Source organism: Lysinibacillus sp. NPDC093216 (assembly GCF_050280325.1).
In the GTDB taxonomy this organism is placed as follows: Bacteria; Bacillota; Bacilli; order Bacillales_A; family Planococcaceae; genus Lysinibacillus.
The window spans coordinates 1-20755 of the sequence record NZ_JBNNVB010000009.1 but is presented as its reverse complement, the minus strand read 5'-3'; the positions used below and the strand labels follow the sequence as shown (position 1 = coordinate 20755).

The following is a 20755-nucleotide window of genomic DNA, read 5'->3' as shown; positions in this document are numbered from 1 at the left end:
GTGGCAAAAGAAGTGAAGATACTTCTTTGGCCACCTTTATTTTATAGTAATTTTGAGAGAGAGAATGCTTTGTAATAATCAACATAGATGTAAAGTGATAATAAAGTTATTTAATTTTGCTATAAAAATAGGAGAGCCTTGTTACATTTTGTTGTAGTCAGACCCTTTAAGGTTGTTTAATTCTTATGCAATTAACGCATTTAATAACTAATCTTATGCATAGCTCACTCGTAAAAGCAGAAAATATGGTGAGGTGATTAGAATATGTTAAAAACAAAGATTGGTTATATTATCTGTTTTTTGATTATTTTAAGCTTATTTGTTTACAGTAAGTCCATAAATGCAAAATCTTTGGAGTTATCCTTCTCGCAATCGAATAGTGACAAAAGTGAACATAAACGAATTCAGGAATTGGAACAACGTTTAGATAGACTCGAACCACCTGAACCTACCACTATTCTTGACTCACCTTTCCCTTTTGAAAAAGTAACAGAGGTGCAATTTCCTACCGATGACATCCCCATTTCAGAAGTGGAAAAAGAAGGAGCGAAAATTCCGTTCAAAGTAATAAAAAGCGAACCGAACTATATTAGACCACTATTTAAAGAACAATGGCATAGCACATATGCGGGTGGGAGATGGAGTTATATTCCTTCTCGAATACACTATGCTCTCCACCGTATATTCCCTTTTTATGCCATTGGGTTATCTGCTGAATTTAATTTTCAACAGGAAGTAGGTATTATTTTTCCAACTGATGCAAATGAAGCAGACCTTGACCTGTATATAGTTGTGTTTCAAACAAATATTACAGATGTTTATACAAAAGGAAATCAAGTTGTTGTTGTTGGAACACCTAAACGAACAGGAGTAGAGGTTATAAGTATTAAAACAGCAGATATACACCCGAGTAATAAGGAGAAGTTTTTGTTAATTCAGTTAGCAACGAATGGGGCTGAACTTGATTATTCTTTAATTAGTTATCAACCACCCGATTTTTGGTTAAAACAAAAACAAAAATTAAATGAACGTGAAAAATCTAAAAAAGAGTGAACCTTTGCCTTATTAAGTAAGTTGAATATCTGTTATTTTATATAATCATTCTTCTTCAACTAACCAGCACTGTCAGCACAAAAAGTGATTGCTCTAATTGAACAATAACCCCATTAGCTTGAAAACTCTTTTACGAACAAAGTACACATTAAAAAGGAGGTGCAAGTATGAAAAAAATTATTCTAGTTCCTTGTTTTTTACTGTTATTTCTATTTTCAACAACATTAACTTATGCTGAATCAGATTATTATCAGCCAGCTAAAGGGTCAAAAGAAGAAATAGTAATGGACTCGTTTTTTTCACTACTATTACCCAAAATCCAAGAAGCAGTTTCTAATTACTATTCGGATTATCTTACAGAGAGTCCTTTGGTGTATCCATATCAAATAAAAATTTTGGATTTGGAAAGAATAGGAACAAGTTTTATGTTTTCAGTAACCCTTGAAGTCACTCCAGTTTTGGGTGCACATAACCCAGTTGGAAGAGACCAGCTAACGTTTTCTATAACTCCAAATGAAGCCAAGCTTAAAGAATTTAAACACATGGAAACTTTTGAACTTCCACCGCATTTGCAAAATATCATAAAGAAAAAATAAATGATTGTAATGTTTAAAATTTGAATTTGGTCCCTAATTTCGGAATTTTTTTATACTTAACCTTAAAATAATCTAGTCAATATCTTCGGCTTTTTTGGCAGCTAGTCCAATAAGAGTTACTTTATTGTCACTAAGGAACTACAAGGTCGAAAACACCTTTTGAGAAACTGGTCTAATCATTAATTATTCCATAATACACCAAATCCTCATATTTACCATCTTTCATGATATGATCCTTTAAAATTCCTTCTTGTTTCATGCCAATCTTCTCCATTACTTTTCCTGAAGCAGGGTTTGTTGAAAAATATCGGGCAAACACTTTGTGCAGTTTCTTTTCTTCAAAAGCAAATTGTACAATCGATTGTGCTGCCTCCGTGGCATAGCCTTTTCCCCAATATTCCTCGCCAATCCAATAGGCTATTTCACCTTGATTAAAATGTTTATTATTCGATAATGCAATGGCTCCAAATAATTCACCAGTTTCCTTATCTGTAACAGCAAACTCGTACGAAATATCCTCCATAAAATGATCGTAATGATGTTCCATCCATGATAATGCATCATTTAAACTATATGGATAAGGTAGGTACATGGTACTTTTATAAATATTATAGTTATTGCAAAGCTTTGCAACCGTTTCTGCATCGGATGTTTGAAATAATCTAAGAACGAGTCTTTCTGTAGTAATCATTAATTTTTCATGAACATATCCCATTCAATCATCTCCTCTATCGATATTTTATAAATTACGTGACATATCACCAAAGCGTGGGGTTCTATTTGAATTTGAGTGTTCGATCCACGACTTTTGGTGCTCTATCCACGACTTTGGGTGAATTCCGTTACGACTGGGCGCTTTGTAGCTGCCGCTTTGCTTTCGCTACAGAAAACATTTGTTGTTTCGCACAGGGAAAAGCTTCCTGGGGCGTCAGATGAGCGGCTGCGCTTCATTCAACTCATTTACATGGCAAAGGCAAACAATAAAAAATGTCATCCTAAATTTTGGAATGAGATGAATCTATTATATAGTAAATGGAAAATTCTAACAATATAAATAGGGGGAATCTAAATATTTCTCCCAAACAAAAAGACAGAATCACCAGGAAGTGATTCTGTCTAGGTTCATTAGTTAAGTTTTTTAATAAAAACAACCTTTAAGTAATTAAATTCTGGATATTCACGTGAGGCGCGGAAATCCTTTGGTAAGTTGTATTCTTCAACAATTTTATAGGCTGTTTTAGTTGTTTTAAATGCTTGGTCAATAAAGCTCTTGAATTTTTTCATACCAAAGCTTGAATTGTTCGTGGAAGCAACAATGACACCGTTTTTCTCCGTAATGGCGATTGTATCTACGAGTAATTTAGGATAGTCTTTCGCTGTTGAGAATGTTCTTTCTTTCGTACGTGCAAAGCTAGGTGGATCTAAAACGACAAGGTCAAATTTTAAATTATGGCGCTGAGCATATTTAAAGTAGTTGAAGACATCCATTACTTTAATATCTTGTGATTCGTAGTCGACGCTATTAACACTAAATTGCTCAATTGTTTTGGCCAAACTACGCTTCGCAACATCTACACTAGTTGTTTTTATTGCTCCACCAAGTGCCGCTGCAACAGAAAATGCCCCCGTATAGGAGAACGTATTTAGCACATTTTGACCGTCTGAATAACGTTCACGAATGGCAAGTCTTACATCTCGTTGGTCAAGGAAAATACCTGTCATGGCTCCATCGTTTAAATTGACAGCGTATTTCATACTATTTTCCGTTACGATAATCGGAAATTCACCAGGTGTTCCCATGACGAAATCGTCCTGTTCCATATACTGTCCTTTCGTATCGAAACGTTTTTTCTCATAAATGGCTTTGTAATCTACTGTCTCTGCAAGTGCTTCATATACCATTTCTTTAAATGAATAAATGCCTGCGCTATACCAGCTCACCATATAATAAGATTCGAAAAAGTCGATGGTTAAACCGCCGATACCATCACCTTCACCATTAAAGATTCGAAAGGCTGTTGTGTGAGGATTGTTGAAAAATGCTTCACGATTTTGTAGGGCTTTTTTTAATTTTTTCATAAAAAAGGCTTTGTCTATTTTTTCGTTAGCATCGGTTGTTAGCACCCAACCAATACCTTTGTTTTGTAAGCCGTAGTATCCTGTGCCAATAAAACGGTTATGAATATCCGTGAGTCTCAGTATTGCACCTTCCTCATTTGGAAGATGACGTGCATCAACTGCATCTTTTGAAATGAGAGGATAGCCTTTTTTTAATTGATTAGAAAATGGATTGTTAATTTGTAAAGCAATAGTTTGTGTCATGTTGTCATCCTTTAAAAAAACATTTTGCTCTATTATCGCATTATTTTATGCTGATAGACAAACTTATTTTACGAAATTAGCAATTTTTTCAGCTGTTTCAATCGTTGCTTGTTCGAAAAAATTCATTTTACTAAAGTAACTATGGATTAAACCAGGCATATTTACATGCTCAACAGTCACTCCGGCATCTGTAAGCTTTTGTGCGTATGCAATACCTTCATCGTAAAGGACATCCGCCTCTGCAGCTATAATGATCGTTTTCGGTAAAACACTTAAGTCGTCAATCTGAAGTGGGGATACAAGTGGATCCATATAGTTTTCTTTATCTGTATAATGACCTGCAAACCACTGCATTCCTTGTTTGTCTAAGCCAAAGTGTTCTCCGTAAGCATTGTAAGAAGCTGTTGTAAAATCTACATTAACTACAGGATAAATAAGTGCCTGCGCTTTAATCGCTGGTCCATTTAATGTTGCAGCTAAGTAGGCAACAACTGTTGCTAAATTTCCGCCTGCGCTATCACCAGCAACAGTAAGATTTACTCGATCTCCACCGAAACTTTCGATGTTTTCGTAAACCCACATGAAACTGTCATAGGCATCGTAGAGCGGTGTAGGGAATGGATATTCTGGTGCTAGACGATAATCAACCGATACAACGATTGCTTGCGCTTTTGCTGCTAATAGTTGACAGCCTGCATCCGTAGAGTCACAATTTCCAAATACCCAACCGCCTCCATGATAATAAACAATGACTGGAAGTTTTTTGTTTAAAACAGGTCTATAAATGCGCACATTAATTTGTGCGCCATCTCGAACTGATATTTTTTTATTTTCGATAGCCGCAAGCTGTGGGCTATGAGGTGATGTCCATTTTGGCACTATTCGAACGGCTCTCGCTTCATGTGGTGTTAAATCATAATATTGTTTAGAAGAATCACTTACTTTTATATAACGGACTGCTTCGTCTCTTAATTTTGTCATCTTCATCAATCCTTTAAATTTCTTTTGTACATCTCATTATAAACTATTCATATAAAATTACTAGGATTTAATATCGGAATAGAAAATAATTTACTTTCTAAGCAGAAATAATCTGATTGTAAAGTAAAATTATGTTTATAATATAATGGACGAAAGTATTTGGAGGTACGTGACAATATGATTTCTTTAATTGTGGCACATGATACTAATTATGTGATTGGCTATGAAAATGGCATGCCATGGCATTTGCCTGGGGATTTAAAATATTTTAAGGAGAAAACGATGGGGAAGCCAATGATTATGGGGCGTAAAACATTCGAATCCATCGGTAGACCGCTTCCTGGTCGACGTAATATTGTAATTACGCGTGATGAAAACTATCAAGCGGATGGGATTGAAGTGGTGACAAGCTTAGAGGATGCCCTCGCCCTTGCTGGGGATGTCCCGGAAATTATGATTATTGGCGGCGAGCAAATTTTCCGCTTATCCATGGATATCGCAGATCGCTTGTACATTACAAAAATCAATCATTCGTTTAATGGGGATACATACTTCCCGAATTATGAGCAGGATTTTGTACAAGTATCCTCAGTGGAGCCAGAAACAGCACCAGAGGGTTACACATTCCAATATGAGATTTTTGAACGTAAGAACTAAATAAAATAGCAACTAATAAGCACGGTGATGAATGACTGTGCTTATTTGGCGTTATTAAAAACATTGTTAAAGGTATTTGGGAATATTTGTAGAATTAATAAATACTATATCCATCTTAAGGCCTGATGAGTGCAGACATTATTATTTTTTTTGAGAGGAGTCATTGACAATGTGGAAACAATACTTTATCGAAACAAGCAGAGGACGATTTGAATACTTTGTACGTGGAGAAGGTGAACCATTAGGTATTACACATCTTTACATGGGCTTTGATGAACGAGGTCATTTATTTGCGAATCCTTTTACCGAACAATACAAAGTGTACTTAATCAATGTTAGAGGTGCTGGGAATTCAGCAGATATAGAGGTTGATGAGCAATTAAGCTTCACAGAAATTGTAAAAGATTTAGAGGCGATTCGAGAAGCATTAAAGCTTAAAGAATGGGCTTTTGCAGGTCATTCAACAGGTGGAATGCTTGCACTTCAATATGCAATAGATTCACCACACTCTTTAACAAAAATAGTAGCTGGATGTACAGCAGCAAGCAAAGAATACGGAAGTCACCCAAATAGTATCTATTGCGCTGAAAATAAACATTTCAATCGCATAATTGAAATAATGGATTTACTGAATAATCCGGATACAGTTCGAGAAGAGCGTCAGAAGTTAAGCTATGAATGGGCTTTAATGTCATATCATTCTGAGGAAAAATTAAAAGTAGCAATAACTCGTCCAAATAGTGGTCGCACAATAGGAAAAAATCTTGATTATTTTAGAAAAGTAGAAGTAAAAAGCTTTGATATTCGAGAACAATTGAAATCAATACATATACCAACCTATGTGTTTGCAGGTAGACATGACGCACAATGCCCTATTGAATTCGGTATTGAAATTGCCGATTTAATTCCTAATGCAACATTAACGATTTTTGAACAATCTAATCATAACCCGTTTATCGAGGAAGAGGAAGCTTTTGAAGAATTTGTCCAATTAACCTTATAATGGGAGTTGTTAATTCCAAAATTAGAATCAAACAAAAGGGGAACATCTATGAGAAAAATAACCTTATCAAATGGAGAAACAGTAGAAGTTGAATGTTTGAGCTGTGCAATAACGAGTGGGCTCATTAAACCTGATGGAGGTGTGGTCATTGAAACAGACTATTTTCATGCCCATCAAGATGTTGCTTATCCGATAAAGGGACTAATCATTTTAGCTTCCAAGCGCCATATAAAATGCTTTGATGAGCTAAACGATGAGGAAAAAATAGATTATATAAACCTCTTATCAAAAATCAGAAAGGCTCAAAGGGATGTATTAGGTATAGAGTACGTTTATTATTTTTATAATGAAGATACGACACATCATTTTCATACGTGGATGGTGCCTCGCTATGAATGGATGAACGAATTTGGACGTTCCGTAGAATCGATTAGACCGGTTCTACTTCATGCGAGAAATAAAATGAATAATGAAGTAAATAAACTAGAAGTGATGCATGCAATAAACGCATTAACGAGGCAATTAAAAGTTAGTACCCTATAAACAAAAAAATCGCTCCTTTGCATAAGAGAGCGATTTTTTATATTTATAAGTAAAAATAAACACAAGCATACATCGAGGCACAACCAGCTAACACAAATAGATGCCAAATCGTATGGTTATATGGAAGTGAACGCCAGGCGTAAAAGATAGCACCAATCGTATAGAAAAGCCCACCTGCTAACAGTAAAGCAAAACCATGAAAACCTAAGAAAAGATAAATAGGCTTGATGGCAAAAATAATTAACCAGCCCATAGCGATGTAAAAAATTAAAGAAAGCTTCTCAAATCGATTAATAAAAAAACATTTAAAAATAACGCCTAGTATGGCCAGTGACCAAATTATACATAATAAAGTAATACCTAGCGTGCCACCAATTGAAATTAAAAGGAAAGGTGTATACGTTCCTGCAATTAAAATATAAATAGAAGAATGGTCAAGAATAGCGAAAAAGTGCTTGTATTTTTCTGGCATACTATGTAGCAGTGTTGACATTAAAAATAAAACGATCACAGAGACACCAAAAATAGCAAACGTTGTAATTTGGAGTGCACTACCGGTTTGTACAGCTGCTAAAATAAGAACAACTAGTGCTGGAATACTTGCGATAAATCCAATGCCATGTGTAATGGCATTCCACAATTCTTCCTTCCATGTTTTATAGTCAAAAGAATCAATCATTTCGAACACTCCTTTCGTGTATACATTTACTATACCCCGATAATTTTCATCCTGGTATTTACATTTGTCATGTTTTCGACATCAAAAGTGTCATATAAATGTTTCTGTGCTAGAGGGACTTTGTTAGACAAGGATGCAACAAAGCGCTATAGTATCCAAGGTATCGGTTTAAAAATGGACTGAAATGAATGAAACCTAATGACAAATGTCATGTTTACATAATGATTCATTAGTCTATATAATAAATTTTAATGAAGTAAAAGGATGTGTCGAAGTGGGACGAATTCATATAGTAACGGACTCAACTTGTGATTTAACAAAAGAAGAAATAGCGCAGCACGGTATACATATTGTGCCTTTAACGATTCAAATTGATGATAAAACTTATATAGATGGTATTGATTTAGAGCCACAACCTTTTTTAAGTTTAATGAAAAATGCTAAAAACTTACCGAAAAGCTCTCAGCCTGCGCCGGGAAAATTTAAAGAATTATACGATGAGCTTGGTAAAGACGGAGATCAAATTATTTCCATTCATATGACAGGTAGTATGAGCGGAACAGTGGAATCAGCTCGTCAGGCAGCGCAAATGTCAGACTCCGATGTAACTGTGATCGATTCACGTTTTATTACCACAGGTCTAGCTATTCAAATTCGAGAGGCTATTAAAATGCGCGATGCAGGTGCTACTGTCGAGGAAATTATTAAACGTCTTGAGAAAGTGCGCGAAAATACGTATTTATATGTTATTGTCGATACACTTGAAAATTTAATTAAAGGCGGACGAATTGGGAAAGGAACTGGTTTTATCGGTTCTTTGCTGAACATAAAAGTAATTGCAAACTTAGAAGGTGGCGCATATAATCCCGTATCCAAAGTACGTAGCCATAAACAGGTTGTGAACTACTTATTTAAACAATTCCAAGCTGACACTGCTGGTAAAACAGTAAAAACAGTTGGGATTTCTCACGCTGAGGGTATGACAACAATGGGTGGACCTTTAAAAGAATTAATCGAGGGCACAGGTTTTAATGAAGTAGAAATTAACTTTACTTCACCAATCATCTCGACACACACTGGCCCAGGTGCCATCGGTTTTATTTATTTTGCAGAATAATTTAAGAGGGCTACTACATAAATAATTGTAGTGGCTTTTTATTGTTGAAAAGTGTCATGCCATTTATACGAAAAACCGTTGTAAACACACTTTTTTACTCAATACCTAGGTATAGTCACTTTTCATTGCAGCATGAACTATTCTATAATAGAAGTAAGCAAATGATGGAAGGTGGTCAAATGAGCATTTGGCGAATGATAGTTTTGTCATGTTTGACCGTCTTAGTACTAAGTGGTTGTGCAATATCAATAGATGAACCGAATCCGCAAGCAGAACCAGAAGGGGAGCACGCAGGGACGGAGCAAGATATGAAACAGGATGAGCAACAAACAGAAAATGAGGAAAAAACCTCAAAGAATGTATTGACGCAAATTTTTGAACATTTTTTTGAACCATCACCAGAGGATTTACGGAAAATTGATGATAAAAGCGCAAAGCAACTACAGTACCTAGCACTCGGCGATTCTTTAACGGCCGGTGTTGGTGATGAGTATAATAAAGACGGTTTTGTTGGAAGATTAGCAGATTCATTGGTAGCTTGGCCTTCGATTTCTGATGTTGAAGTCGATAATCGAGGAAAAAGAGGAAGACGTAGTGATCAGCTATTAAAATTAGTGGAAAAAGGGCATTATGATGAAGAGTTGCAAAAAGCACAGCTCATTTCAATTACAATGGGTGGAAATGATGTCATGAAGATTGTCAGGCAAGATCTGTTTAATTTGAAACGAGATGCTTTTGATAAGGAATTGAAGGCATATAAGAAACGTTATAGTAAAATTGTTGAAGGCATACGAGAAAAAAATCCAACAGTGCCTTTATTACTTATCGGTTCTTATAATCCATTCTCAATCGTCACAAATGAAGCGAATGAATTTGATACGATTATTACAGAGTGGAATAAAGTCATTGAAGACATAGCAAAGAAAGATACTAATGCGTGCTATATATCAGTGGAGGACTTGTTTGATTCAAATAAAGAGCTCGTGTATCATACGGATTTCTTCCACCCAAATGCAAAAGGCTATGACAAAATGACAGAGCGAATTAAAAAAGCAATGGAGAAATGTAACATGGAACAAAAGATTAACAAGGAAATAGGCTTCGAGGAGTGACGAAATGAATAAATGGAAATTCGCATTTTTTGCTTTAGCGGGCACAGTGCTTTTTGCAATCCTCCTCGTCGTTTTTTTAGCAACTAGACCAGTAGACGGAGTAAATTTAGCAGAGAGTTCAAAAGGTGAAAGTGAAGTAAAAGGAAATGTACTCGTTGTCCAAACAACAACGAAGGAATTAGAATCTATATCGAAGAAGTATTTAAAAGATGCGGGGTCACCATTACCGTTGGACTTTACGATTGGTGAGGATATTCAATTAAAAAGTACATTAAAGGTGTTCTACACTGAAATTCCTATTTCAATGAACTTTGATCCGATAGTGGATGAGAAAGGGAATATCATTTTAAAACAGACAGGAATGAATGTGGGGCTGTTAAATATTCCACCTGAGACAACGATGAAAATGATGCGAGACACGGTGGAATTCCCTTCTTGGATTTCAATCGATCCTAATAAGGCAGAAATCTATATTGATTTATCGCGCATTAACATTGCTTCTGGATCTCGTATTAAAGCAAAGGAATTAGACTTACCAAAGGATAAGATTCTACTGGAAATTATTGTACCTGGTGAATAAGGAGTGAGATAAATGGCAAAGCGATTTGCAACGTTTGCAGGTGGTTGTTTTTGGTGTATGGTCAAGCCCTTTGACGAAACACCTGGCATTGAATCGGTAATTTCCGGCTATACGGGTGGACATGTTGTCAATCCAACATATGAACAAGTATGCTCTGAAACGACAGGGCATGTTGAAGCGGTTCAAATAACGTTTGTTGATGAGTTATATTCTTACGAGCAATTACTCGCGACATTTTGGACACTAATTGATCCAACAGATGCTGGAGGACAATTTTATGATCGTGGGGAGTCCTACACAACGGCGATTTTTTACCACAATGATGAGCAGCGTGATTTAGCTGAACGTGCTAAGGCAGATTTACAGGCATCTGGTAAATTCGATAAGCCAATTGCAGTGAAAATTTTACCGGCAAGTTCGTTTTATCCAGCTGAAGACTATCATCAATATTATTATAAGAAAAATCCAATGCACTACGAGCGCTATGCTGTCGGGTCTGGTCGTAAAGCATTTCAGGAGACAAACTGGGGGCTGAAAAATGAATAAAGAACAACGTTTAAAAGAGTTAACGGACATGCAATATTATGTGACACAGGAAAATGGAACAGAGCCACCGTTCCGCAATGAATTTGATAAGCACTTTGAAGAGGGTATTTATGTAGATATCGTTTCAGGGAAGCCGTTATTTAGCTCATTAGATAAATTCGATTCAGGCTGTGGTTGGCCAGCATTTGCAAAGCCAATTGAAAAGGAAGAAGTAGCAGAGCATTTCGATACATCTCATGGGATGCGTCGCGTAGAGGTTCGTAGCAAAGAAGTTGATTCCCACTTAGGACATGTCTTCCCAGATGGACCAAGTGAACTTGGAGGCTTACGCTATTGTATTAACTCCGCAGCACTCCGCTTTGTACCAAAAGAAGATTTAGAAAAAGAAGGCTACGCAGAGTATCTTTCATTATTTAAATAACAGCAACTCCTAGCAGGATAGATCGTGCTAGGAGTTTTTTATGGTTTTAAAATGTAGCGACGGAAAGAACCATCGAAGAGACAGAAAGAAACGTCGAAGAGACGGAAAGAGCCATCGAAGCGACGGAAGGAGTCATCGGAACGACGGAAGACTAATCAAGCGACGGAAAGAGTCATCGGAACGACGGAAGAGCAATCAAGCGACGGAAAGAGCCATCGAAACGACGGAAGACCAATCAAGTGACGGGAAGCCCCTTCGAAGTGACGGAAAAAGACATCGAATCGCCGTTAGAACCGACAAAGCGACGGAGAGCCCGTCGAATCGCCGGATAGAACGTCATAATTGTTTAGAGCTATTAAATGATGGAACGAGCAATTCTAAATCCGATATCATCAAAAAAGAAATCAGGTATACTCTTACGGCGACAGGTAGCTCCACAACCACGTTCTTCTTCAGCCCAACTACCGCCTCGGATTATTCTGTAATGGCCAAATGTCTCTTCAACGTATATGTTAATGGCTGTATCTCAACGTTCCAATTAACTTCCTTTAAATTTTTCCTTTTCCCCGGCATTCCAAATTTATAGTTTGAACTAATCCATTTTTGTTCGTTTCGAAAATCTCGTAGGCGAATTTCTCCTTCAGGAATATACACCATTAATTCTTTTAAGTAAGGATTTAAATTCGTTAACATTGTCCTCTCCAAATTTTAACCTACTGTTTTTAGACACTACGATCTCCATTAATATTCGGCGCTAGATCATGTATCTGCTTCATTAAAAATGAACATCTTTCAAACGATTTTTTAAAACTATAATAATAGCGATTCTGAGATATTTTAAACTTTAAATTCACTAACAAGATTACGCAGACTATCTGCTTGTTGAGCAAGCTCTGTGGCAGAGGCATTGATTTCCTGCATGGAAGCAGATCCTTGAGTGGCTGCAGCGGCAGAAGTGACTGTGTTGGCAGCTGATTGTTCTGCATAGGCATTCACATGGACAAAATCATTCGCTACAGCATTGCTATAATCAAGTGTTAAGGCAATTTTCTCTACCATAGTCGCGATAATTGTCGTCGTTTCTTGAGTGTGCGTCAAAATATTGGCTAAAGATTGATTTGTTTCATTCGTTACTTCAACGCCGCGAATAACGGAAGATACACCCTCGTGGTTTTGAGAGATGATGGATGTTACTTCGTCTTGAATGGACGTTACAATGGATGTTACTTCTTTTGCGGCATTTTGTGATTGCACGGCTAGCTTTCGAACTTCATCAGCGACAACCGCAAAGCCTCGTCCGTGCTCACCGGCGCGTGCTGCCTCAATCGCTGCATTTAAGGCGAGTAAATTCGTTTGCTCAGAAATAGCAGTAATCGTCCCGATAATTGATGTTATGTCGGCGGATTTTCGACCGAGTGCTTCGACTGTGGTAGTCGTTGTGGCCATCGTTTCTTCTATAGCTTGCATGACTAATGAAGATTGTTGAACGGAGCGACTACCTTCATCAGCGGCTTGCTGCATAGCTAAGGATGCACGCTGAACAGCATTTGCTTGCTCATTTAAATGGTGCACAGAATGCTCAAGATCACTCATTTTTTGTTGTGCGCTAGTCATACTAAAAATGGTATTCTCACTATCACTTGCGATATCAGCTGTAGCATCAGCAATATTCTGTATAGTGCGGGCATTTTCATCGGCTAAAGACATTAGCTCTTGGCTACTGCTTGAAACATGGTCCGCCAGATTACTGACACGTTTAATCAAATTAGATATCGATTCAATAAGAGTATTGGTTGAAGCAGCAATAGTTGAGAATTCGTCATGATTACGAACTTTAACACGCCTTGTTAAATCGCCACCAGCCTGTGCAATATCGAGAATGGAATGGTTAATGGCCTGTGTATTGTTTCTTAATGATTTAAATAACATATAACCAAAAATAATAATTGCAATAAACCCAAGTAGTGAAATGAAGAAGAAAGAAGTAATAGATAGTGTAACTTGCTTATTAAGCTTATCTAATTTTGCTTTATTAGCATCATCCATAACCGCATTAATGGATTCGATATTTTTATCAATATAATTCTTCATCGTTTCTCCAGTACCGCCCATCATAAGTTTACGAGCTTGTTCAAGACCAAGTTCATCACGCATTGTCATGACCTTTTTAGAATATTCAAGGTAATTTTCATAATATTGATTGATCGCCTGTATATGACTTAACTCTAACTCTCTTGCTGTAAACTGCTCTTCTAAGGCTTTCATTTTTTTATCGATCGTATCAATTTTCATTTTATAAGAAGTAGCATAATTCCCGTCCCCGGTAATTAAATAAGCTTGTTCTAAATTGGTGAGCCTCGAAATTTCATAAGCAAGTTGGTTGACAGTTAATTGTTCCTGGACGTTCTTCTCAGTAAAGTCCTTCATTTGTCTTTGCAGATTCTGAATATTGATATACGATAATAAACCCATTGTGCCATTTATAACAATAAGGAGAGAAAAAATAATAAGGACTTTGCCTCGTATTAAATGGTAAAAACGTTGTCGTTTTTCTTTAGTGGGAGGGAGATTACGACTATCTTCTTCCAAATTACTTACTTTCTTTTTTAAAAAGCTAGTTTTAAAGAGAGACGGGCGTTTCTGTACGGAAATCCAGGATTTATGAGAGTTTTTCATCGCCATCACCTTCCTATTTTTGAATATTTGGTTTAAATTTTACCTTATTTTACTAGGTATTTCTATCCTTTTTTCTAAAAATTTTCATTTTTCAGATAAAAAATACATATTATTTTTCTGTGACGAAAGTCCAAAGATTTTGAGAGAATAGTACTGTTAGTGTGAATAGGAGAAAATGCTTAATAGATATTTTTGTGACGAAGAAGATATTTTTTGATAAACTAGCGGAAAGCAGAAGAGTAAAGAGGGGATTTCTAGTATGAAAAAGAGCTTTTATTTATATGTACTGACATTTAGAGGTGGAGATTGGTCAGATCCGAAGGTGCGATTTGCAGAGGAAGTGTTTAATGAGCATAATTTTCCGAAGCAGAGCTCAGAATTTGATGAGCTTTCTTCGTACATTGAATCCTACGCCACTGACAACTTAAAAACAGAAGTATTTGACGAGTTGTGGGCATTATACGTAGATCATGCATAATATAAGTTAAAATAATATAATTTAATTTAAGTTGCTAGACGTCTAGCGTTGCGAAAATATGAGAAACACAGTATTATTTATAGTGATAACTGACAGAAAAGAGGGATTGCAGTATGAGTATTCATATTAATGCAAAAAAAGGCGAAATCGCTGACACAATTTTACTTCCAGGAGATCCATTACGTGCAAAGTATATTGCTGAAACGTTTTTAGAAGATGTTACTTGTTATAACGAAGTTCGTAATATGTTTGGTTATACAGGTACGTATAAAGGTAAACGTATTTCTGTACAAGGTACTGGTATGGGTGTGCCTTCAATCTCGATTTACGCTACAGAATTAATGCAAGAATATGATGTACAAAAATTAATCCGCGTAGGTACTTGTGGTGCAATTCAAAAAGATGTAAAAGTTCGTGACGTAATTTTAGCGCAAGCAGCAACATCTGATACACGTATGAACCAAATCATTTGGAACGGAGCTATCGACTTCGCACCGATTTCAGACTTTGATTTACTATTAAAAGCATACAATGCAGGTAAAGAAGCTGGTTTAAACTTACAAGTGGGTAATATCTTTACAGCGGATATGTTCTATTCTGATGAAAATCAAAACGAAAAATTAGCTCAATATGGCGTCCTTGCTGTAGAAATGGAATCAGCAGCACTTTACACATTAGCTGCAAAACACGGCCGTAAAGCACTTTCTATCTTAACAGTAAGTGACCACATTCTAACTGGTGAAGTAACAACATCAGAAGAACGTCAAACTACATTCAACGATATGATCGTTGTAGCTTTAGAAGCAGCAATTCAAGAATAGTCTGATCTAGGTTTTGAAGTTTAGAATAAATTTCAAAGGGACTAACATTTAAAGTTATAAATAAATTGCCTGTTAGGTGACTGAATAACTCAGAGCCTAATGGGCTTTTTAATTTAATACAGAATCTTCTAAAAGTACACTTACTTGAATCTGTTGGTCATCAAAGTGATGAAGGAGGGCTTAAAAGTGGTTGAGGAAGCATAACAAAAGGGCTTGTGTGTAATTTTATGCACAAGCACAGATTGATGGTTAGCTTTTTGTTTTGGATAACGAAATGTTGCCCGCCGTATCTAATCAGTTGAAATATAACCAACCTTTTCTAGTAATTTTAATGTTGTATAATTTAAATTTGGAAGCTTTTCTAAAGGGAAATATTTTAAATCTTTACTCTCCTCATTTTGCTTAATAATGCCTTTAACCGCAGTTGCTTTAAAAATTGCCGTCGCGTTATAAATTTCATCCCCATGTGGAAATTTGTAATATAACTCTTTCCCTGAAGCTAATCCAACCAATTTCAATTCTTGTGCAATTAATCCTGTTTCCTCATACAACTCCTTTTGTGCAGTTTCTTCAAAACTATCTCCTATTTCCATTCCGCCGCCTGGAAGCCCCCAATCATCTGTATCTGAACGTAATTGCAATAGTATTTCATTCTTTCCGTTTAAAACAATGATTGCTGATCCTGGTGCAATAATAGGACTTGTTCCAACATATTGGCGTAAAGATTTTATATAATTCATGTTTCCACCTACATTTAACCATATTTCTGTTCTTTTAAATGGAAAATTTTATCTGTAAAGTATCATAACATAGCAAAGTTATAGTTGGAAGAGAAATGGTAACATACATGTTCATCCAACGTTCAGTAAATTGTTCAAAAGTTATTTTCTCTAAACTGACTATTCAAAATCACAATTGATATAAAAGATGGTGTACTAACAGTTACAAGCACATTAAGAGCTGTATTTGTATGGGCATATAGTAAAGCTGTAGAGCGTTTGAGTAATAAATCGAATAAATCATCATATATAGAAGAGAAGAAACAGTGAGTAGAGAACTACCAGTACCGTTTTATAACTGGCTTAATAAACGTGATGATCGTACACAAATAAATAGCAGACCAAACTTAGAAAATTGACTGGAATAGTAGAGAGGGGAATATAAGATATGGAAGAACAAAAACAAATGAATATGTATGATTTTATAAAACAACCAATTAAAACACCTTCCAAAGATGTTAATAAAACTGTTGATAAGAAGAACGCCGTAATAGTGCCTCGTGTAATAGGGTATATTGTCCGGAGATAAGAAAGGGGTTAATCCCTAAAACATTGTTTAATAATTTTTAGGATAACCCCGAATTTTTACTGGTTAATGTTGTGAAAGATAGTCTTGGCCGTTTATCGTTATTTTAGAAGCAGAGATAAGAATTTCTTCATTTGCTTTAATATATGGGGCTAAAATATTGTAAAAAGCTTCCCATGTTTCTTCGCTTTTTTCTTGTTCTCTCTTTTTATCAAGTGCTTCGTATTCTTCATAAAGTTGTTTTAATTTCTTGCTATCTGCTTCACTAACTTTGAATTCAAAGTTAGCCATGAATTCTTCAAATGTTTGAGGCTTTTCGAACTGATTAAGGAGTTCATTGAATTCTTCGTGTAACTTATCATACAACTCATCATTTTTTTCTTCTAATGCTTTTTGTAAATCCCCATGAAGAGTTTTTAGTTTGGCTAAAGTTTCAGCGGGGATATCAAAAAATTCCGTGACTTTCTTTAAGCTATCCATAAATTCTTCAAATGTTTCTGGTGCATTTAGCGCATCAAAATAAGGTTCAAGGATTTTATAAAACTCTTCATATTTTTTGTTAGCTTTTTCCTCATCACCACTTTTTTTAAGCTTTATCCATTCTTCATAAATAGCTTTGAGCTGTACGTTATCGTTTTCTTTAATAATAATATTTTTCCTATTAAATCCGTAGTCTTCCATATATTCTTCAAATGACTGAGGTTGCCAATTAGCTAATATATACGGCTTTGTGATTTGATGCATTTCTTCGTGAATTTTTTGTAGTTCCTCACGTTTCTTTTCTATCTCTTCATCTGTTAGTTTTTCCACTCCTTTTTTAATTTCATTTTGTACGTGTTTCATTTCATTAAACAATTTTTCTAATTTTGTTAGATCTTCTTTTGTTATCTCTTCAGGTATGCCTTTTTTAAATACTTCAAACGTGAAGAAGTCGGAAAAACTCTCAGCAGTATAACCTTCTATAGAGACCTCTTGTCCTTCTACTAATTTCATTTTTTCTATTTGTTCATCAGAAAATTTGTGGAAACTGATAAAATAATTTTTACCATCTTTTCCTTTGAGTTTCATTCCATTATCGTAGATGTTTTTAATAGTTCCTGTAATTTTTTGTTCAAGTTGAACATTAATACTACTATTATCTGTTGTTTCTACAGATGCAGCTCCTGCTTGAAGTGGTGTCAGAACAGCCATTCCTATTGTAAGTGCTGAAGCAATCATCCAAGTTTTTTTAATCGTATTTTTCATTTGTATTTCTCCTTGTATTTTTAAAATTAGTTTTTACTAATAATTGGACGATTTACCATATAAAAAAGTTCGTTGTTTTAAAAAATAAAATGGAGAATGGGTGAAAAGATCACTCCTTGGCGGGTGTTTTTTGTTAGATAATATAGTGAACGTCCTGTGCCTTTCTATAATTGGTTAAATGAGCATGATGGCCTTCCACAACCAATAAGTAGTAGACCATAAAATTTAGAGTATTGAGTAGAATGGTAGATGGGTGAAATTTTTAATAGAAAAACACTCTACTTTTGTTGGATATTTTACATCATTATATTTTTATTAGCAGAATAATGGATTATTAGTATATAATACTAAGAAATTATGTTTTCTAAAATAAAGCTGAGTAGGGGGAGAATAGTGAAAAAGCTTTTTATTATGTTACTAGCCACATTAGTATTAGCAGTAACATATCCAACAAAATCAGAAGCGAAAGTGATGTATGATGGAGCAGAAGTTGTAAAAGGGCAAACAGGAAAAATGACCTTTAAAAAAGACATCAAGGTATATAAGAAAAATCCAGATGGTACGTTTGATTCGCTAGTGGTTAAGCGAAATAACTTCCTTAGAACGTATGATATTGAAAAGTATGATGGCAAAACATTCTACCAGATGGGGCAATATCGCGTACAAGCGACTGATTTGGTAGTGTTCAACGAAGTACCAATCGATATTCGTACATCTTTCTATAACAATCCAGTCTACGTCATGATTAATCATCAGGGTGTGAAAATTCCTTACCAATATCAAGACATCGCATATGGTCAACCTTTAATAGTCGGAAAACGAGATGAGGTTTGTACTGGTCCAAAATCAAGTTTAGTTTCTATGGAGAAAGGCAAATTAAATTACCATTATTGTGCTGGAGATATTGAAGGAGGGCCTGTAATTAAAACAGCCATTATTGATGGTACTGATGTTCGTATTTTCGAAAAGATAAATAAAGGTTCTTATGTATTAACAGAAGATACAGAACTTTTAAGTGCTCCGATGAAGGGGGCTCCTAGTCATACAAAAATGGTGAAGGGAACTATCTTCCAGTTATCAGGGATTGAGATCGATGGTTTTGTAGAGGTGGGTCTCGATAAATATTATTTCAATTACATTCCAGCAAATCTACTGAAACCAGTGAATGGCAAGTAAGGAACTAGGAATCAAACCTTAAAAAGAGAAATTGTACTTGCGTTCTGAGCTAACAGAGGATACACGAGTGTAACTTAGTCTAATAGAAGGATACGTTCTAGCTGATGATAACAGAATGTATTCAAAGGAAAGTGCTTTTTCATCGTTAGGAACTGATCTTTATGTAAAGAATGAATCGGATTCGAAAGTTAGCTATTTTCCAGTAAATTTATTAAAGTCTGTTGGAGATAGGTGAAGGACTATGCATTATATAAAGCCCTCTTATTTATTTGATAAGGGGGCTTATTATACGGTTGTTTGTCGATGTCTTGAGCTTACCTAAATAAACTATAACTTTAAGGGGTCACTACCTGGGTGGTCTTAATTATTTAAAATAAAGCGGAATTATATAAAATTCTGAAGATGCTTCTAAAAAATCTATAATGTGCTGTGCTTAAAGATAAAAATAATCTGAATTGAAGTGGTAGTCTAGGTAAACAATAGGAATGTAATAACGTAAACACCCGGCTGTTAGGCTTGCTTAAAAAGAGCTTACATCGGGATCAGCGGTATTAAATTGTTTGGAGAATAGAAATCCTGTGGTATATGGTGAAAATTGACCTTTTAATCGGAAAGCTTTTTCGATTTCGGTTGCAGCATGACGAGCGTCTTCTACGGACCGCTTTCCGGTAACGATGTCGTTCATTAAGTTTAAAGCCATAAAATTCGCTGCTTCTTGATCGCATTTTGCCGTAGCTTCACCAGCCGTTCGGTCCGGATATAAGCTACCATCAAACCGTGCTAAATTATCAAAAAAATGAACAGGCACTTTATAATCTATTGTTTGTTCCAAATAATCAAGATGGGGAGTAGGAGTGTTATGAGGTACTATATCAAGATGAACAATCGTACGTTTCCAAGGACCATTGTTATACCAGATGATTCTTCTAGAACTTGCTTCATTTGGTAAACCATATTTATTTATTAACAAATAAACAGTATTTTTTGGTTCTCCAGTCCAGCCCTCTAAAATTTGATATAAATTTGGATGATAACCGCTTAATCCATAATACATTAAAATACCTCCAAATAGTTTTTTTATTATATGCCGAGCATTTGTAGATAGTTACAGGTGTAAATAGGAGGGTAACAAACAAAAAAGTATGTTTAAAGTTACTTAGAATTAGTGAAAAAGACCGCTCTAAGATGGAGGGATCTTTATTGCTAAACAAACGACCAATTTAACTGGCTAAAAGTTTGTAGACAATTAAATACTGATATATCAAGCTTTTGTCTACCAGTGATTTTCTATGTTAGTTCGGATAATTCAACGATATGAGGCAACAATTCAATAAAGGTATCAAGGGTTTCTGACTACTCCCACAGCTAAAGCAGTGGGGTTCTTATGTACTTAAGAGAAGCGTTACAAAGCTCTCCACAGATGGTGTTGCCATGTCCTGTGTAC

Annotated in this window: 23 protein-coding genes and 1 pseudogene; 14 read left to right on the top strand and 10 right to left on the bottom strand. The window is 35.6% G+C overall.

Translation table 11 applies throughout. The features are described 5' to 3' along the window. Positions 1 to 264: 264 nt before the first annotated feature. Both ACQKOG_RS12055 and ACQKOG_RS12050 read left to right on the top strand, forming a co-directional pair. Positions 265 to 1053 carry a hypothetical protein gene (locus tag ACQKOG_RS12055; protein ID WP_370078869.1) on the top strand — a complete coding sequence of 263 codons (789 nt, stop codon included), beginning with the start codon at positions 265 to 267 and terminating at the stop codon, positions 1051 to 1053. 167 nt (positions 1054 to 1220) lie between these two features. After that, positions 1221 to 1649: a DUF3888 domain-containing protein gene (locus ACQKOG_RS12050; protein ID WP_370078867.1), complete on the top strand. Its 429-nt coding sequence runs from the start codon at positions 1221 to 1223 to the stop codon at positions 1647 to 1649. Between the two features lie 172 nt (positions 1650 to 1821). Here ACQKOG_RS12050 and ACQKOG_RS12045 read toward each other — a convergent pair whose 3' ends face one another. From ACQKOG_RS12045 to ACQKOG_RS12035, 3 genes are all read right to left on the bottom strand, one after another. After that, positions 1822 to 2364: a GNAT family N-acetyltransferase gene (locus tag ACQKOG_RS12045; RefSeq protein WP_370078865.1), complete on the bottom strand. Its 543-nt coding sequence runs from the start codon at positions 2362 to 2364 to the stop codon at positions 1822 to 1824. A 410-nt stretch (positions 2365 to 2774) separates the two neighbouring features. Next, on the bottom strand, positions 2775 to 3971 hold the full coding sequence (locus ACQKOG_RS12040; RefSeq protein ID WP_402873800.1) for a class I SAM-dependent rRNA methyltransferase: 1197 nt from the start codon (positions 3969 to 3971) through the stop codon (positions 2775 to 2777). A gap of 63 nt (positions 3972 to 4034) precedes the next feature. After that, positions 4035 to 4952 (bottom strand): alpha/beta hydrolase, encoded by a 918-nt coding sequence (locus ACQKOG_RS12035; RefSeq protein ID WP_370078861.1) that lies wholly within the window; start codon positions 4950 to 4952, stop codon positions 4035 to 4037. A 177-nt stretch (positions 4953 to 5129) separates the two neighbouring features. Here ACQKOG_RS12035 and ACQKOG_RS12030 point away from each other — a divergent pair, with 177 nt between their 5' ends. From ACQKOG_RS12030 to ACQKOG_RS12020, 3 genes are all read left to right on the top strand, one after another. Then, a complete protein-coding gene (locus tag ACQKOG_RS12030) occupies positions 5130 to 5609 on the top strand; it encodes a dihydrofolate reductase (RefSeq protein ID WP_370078859.1) in 480 nt (159 codons plus the stop codon). A gap of 169 nt (positions 5610 to 5778) precedes the next feature. Beyond that, positions 5779 to 6612, top strand: a complete 834-nt coding sequence (locus ACQKOG_RS12025; protein ID WP_427446620.1) for an alpha/beta fold hydrolase — start codon at positions 5779 to 5781, stop codon at positions 6610 to 6612. 48 nt (positions 6613 to 6660) lie between these two features. Continuing rightward, positions 6661 to 7155 (top strand): HIT family protein, encoded by a 495-nt coding sequence (locus ACQKOG_RS12020; protein ID WP_370078855.1) that lies wholly within the window; start codon positions 6661 to 6663, stop codon positions 7153 to 7155. A 43-nt stretch (positions 7156 to 7198) separates the two neighbouring features. On the opposite strand, the gene trhA is transcribed toward ACQKOG_RS12020, so the two are convergent. Then, the gene (gene trhA, locus ACQKOG_RS12015; protein WP_370078853.1) at positions 7199 to 7834 is read right to left on the bottom strand and encodes a PAQR family membrane homeostasis protein TrhA; all 636 of its coding nucleotides are present in this window, start codon (positions 7832 to 7834) and stop codon (positions 7199 to 7201) included. A gap of 274 nt (positions 7835 to 8108) precedes the next feature. Here trhA and ACQKOG_RS12010 point away from each other — a divergent pair, with 274 nt between their 5' ends. From ACQKOG_RS12010 to msrB, 5 genes are all read left to right on the top strand, one after another. Further along, on the top strand, positions 8109 to 8951 hold the full coding sequence (locus ACQKOG_RS12010; protein WP_370078851.1) for a DegV family protein: 843 nt from the start codon (positions 8109 to 8111) through the stop codon (positions 8949 to 8951). A gap of 179 nt (positions 8952 to 9130) precedes the next feature. Beyond that, positions 9131 to 10063 (top strand): GDSL-type esterase/lipase family protein, encoded by a 933-nt coding sequence (locus ACQKOG_RS12005; protein ID WP_427446617.1) that lies wholly within the window; start codon positions 9131 to 9133, stop codon positions 10061 to 10063. 4 nt (positions 10064 to 10067) lie between these two features. Then, on the top strand, positions 10068 to 10643 hold the full coding sequence (locus ACQKOG_RS12000; RefSeq protein WP_427446615.1) for a YpmS family protein: 576 nt from the start codon (positions 10068 to 10070) through the stop codon (positions 10641 to 10643). A 12-nt stretch (positions 10644 to 10655) separates the two neighbouring features. Continuing rightward, positions 10656 to 11189 carry a peptide-methionine (S)-S-oxide reductase MsrA gene (gene msrA / locus ACQKOG_RS11995; protein ID WP_427446613.1) on the top strand — a complete coding sequence of 178 codons (534 nt, stop codon included), beginning with the start codon at positions 10656 to 10658 and terminating at the stop codon, positions 11187 to 11189. Then, the gene (gene msrB / locus ACQKOG_RS11990) at positions 11182 to 11610 is read left to right on the top strand and encodes a peptide-methionine (R)-S-oxide reductase MsrB (RefSeq protein ID WP_427446611.1); all 429 of its coding nucleotides are present in this window, start codon (positions 11182 to 11184) and stop codon (positions 11608 to 11610) included. Before msrA ends, msrB begins: the two co-directional genes overlap by 8 nt. Before the next feature lie 355 nt (positions 11611 to 11965). On the opposite strand, the pseudogene ACQKOG_RS11985 reads toward msrB, so the two are convergent. From ACQKOG_RS11985 to ACQKOG_RS11975, 3 genes and pseudogenes are all read right to left on the bottom strand, one after another. After that, a pseudogene (locus ACQKOG_RS11985) lies at positions 11966 to 12103 on the bottom strand (formylglycine-generating enzyme family protein); the annotation flags it as partial. Further along, positions 12085 to 12303 carry a hypothetical protein gene (locus tag ACQKOG_RS11980; protein ID WP_370078839.1) on the bottom strand — a complete coding sequence of 73 codons (219 nt, stop codon included), beginning with the start codon at positions 12301 to 12303 and terminating at the stop codon, positions 12085 to 12087. The pseudogene ACQKOG_RS11985 and the gene ACQKOG_RS11980, both read right to left, overlap by 19 nt. A gap of 144 nt (positions 12304 to 12447) precedes the next feature. Beyond that, entirely contained in the window at positions 12448 to 14286 is a 1839-nt protein-coding gene (locus ACQKOG_RS11975; protein ID WP_427446609.1) for a methyl-accepting chemotaxis protein, read from the bottom strand. 259 nt (positions 14287 to 14545) lie between these two features. Between ACQKOG_RS11975 and ACQKOG_RS11970 the strand changes: the two genes are divergently transcribed. Next, positions 14546 to 14764: a YozE family protein gene (locus ACQKOG_RS11970; RefSeq protein WP_370078835.1), complete on the top strand. Its 219-nt coding sequence runs from the start codon at positions 14546 to 14548 to the stop codon at positions 14762 to 14764. A gap of 113 nt (positions 14765 to 14877) precedes the next feature. Next, positions 14878 to 15585 carry a purine-nucleoside phosphorylase gene (gene deoD, locus ACQKOG_RS11965; protein ID WP_370078833.1) on the top strand — a complete coding sequence of 236 codons (708 nt, stop codon included), beginning with the start codon at positions 14878 to 14880 and terminating at the stop codon, positions 15583 to 15585. A 290-nt stretch (positions 15586 to 15875) separates the two neighbouring features. Here deoD and ACQKOG_RS11960 read toward each other — a convergent pair whose 3' ends face one another. Next, on the bottom strand, positions 15876 to 16325 hold the full coding sequence (locus tag ACQKOG_RS11960; RefSeq protein WP_370078831.1) for an NUDIX hydrolase: 450 nt from the start codon (positions 16323 to 16325) through the stop codon (positions 15876 to 15878). Between the two features lie 427 nt (positions 16326 to 16752). On the opposite strand from ACQKOG_RS11960, the gene ACQKOG_RS11955 reads away from it, so the two are divergent. Beyond that, positions 16753 to 16893 carry a hypothetical protein gene (locus ACQKOG_RS11955; RefSeq protein WP_370078829.1) on the top strand — a complete coding sequence of 47 codons (141 nt, stop codon included), beginning with the start codon at positions 16753 to 16755 and terminating at the stop codon, positions 16891 to 16893. Positions 16894 to 16956: 63 nt separating this feature from the next. Here the strand turns inward: ACQKOG_RS11955 and ACQKOG_RS11950 are convergent, their stop codons facing one another. Continuing rightward, the gene (locus tag ACQKOG_RS11950; RefSeq protein ID WP_402873779.1) at positions 16957 to 18135 is read right to left on the bottom strand and encodes a hypothetical protein; all 1179 of its coding nucleotides are present in this window, start codon (positions 18133 to 18135) and stop codon (positions 16957 to 16959) included. Positions 18136 to 18528: 393 nt separating this feature from the next. Between ACQKOG_RS11950 and ACQKOG_RS11945 the strand changes: the two genes are divergently transcribed. Continuing rightward, complete coding sequence (locus tag ACQKOG_RS11945; protein ID WP_402873776.1) at positions 18529 to 19311, top strand: hypothetical protein; 783 nt, start codon at positions 18529 to 18531, stop codon at positions 19309 to 19311. A gap of 520 nt (positions 19312 to 19831) precedes the next feature. Here ACQKOG_RS11945 and ACQKOG_RS11940 read toward each other — a convergent pair. Further along, complete coding sequence (locus tag ACQKOG_RS11940; RefSeq protein ID WP_402873773.1) at positions 19832 to 20365, bottom strand: hypothetical protein; 534 nt, start codon at positions 20363 to 20365, stop codon at positions 19832 to 19834. Between the last annotated feature and the right edge of the window lie 390 nt (positions 20366 to 20755).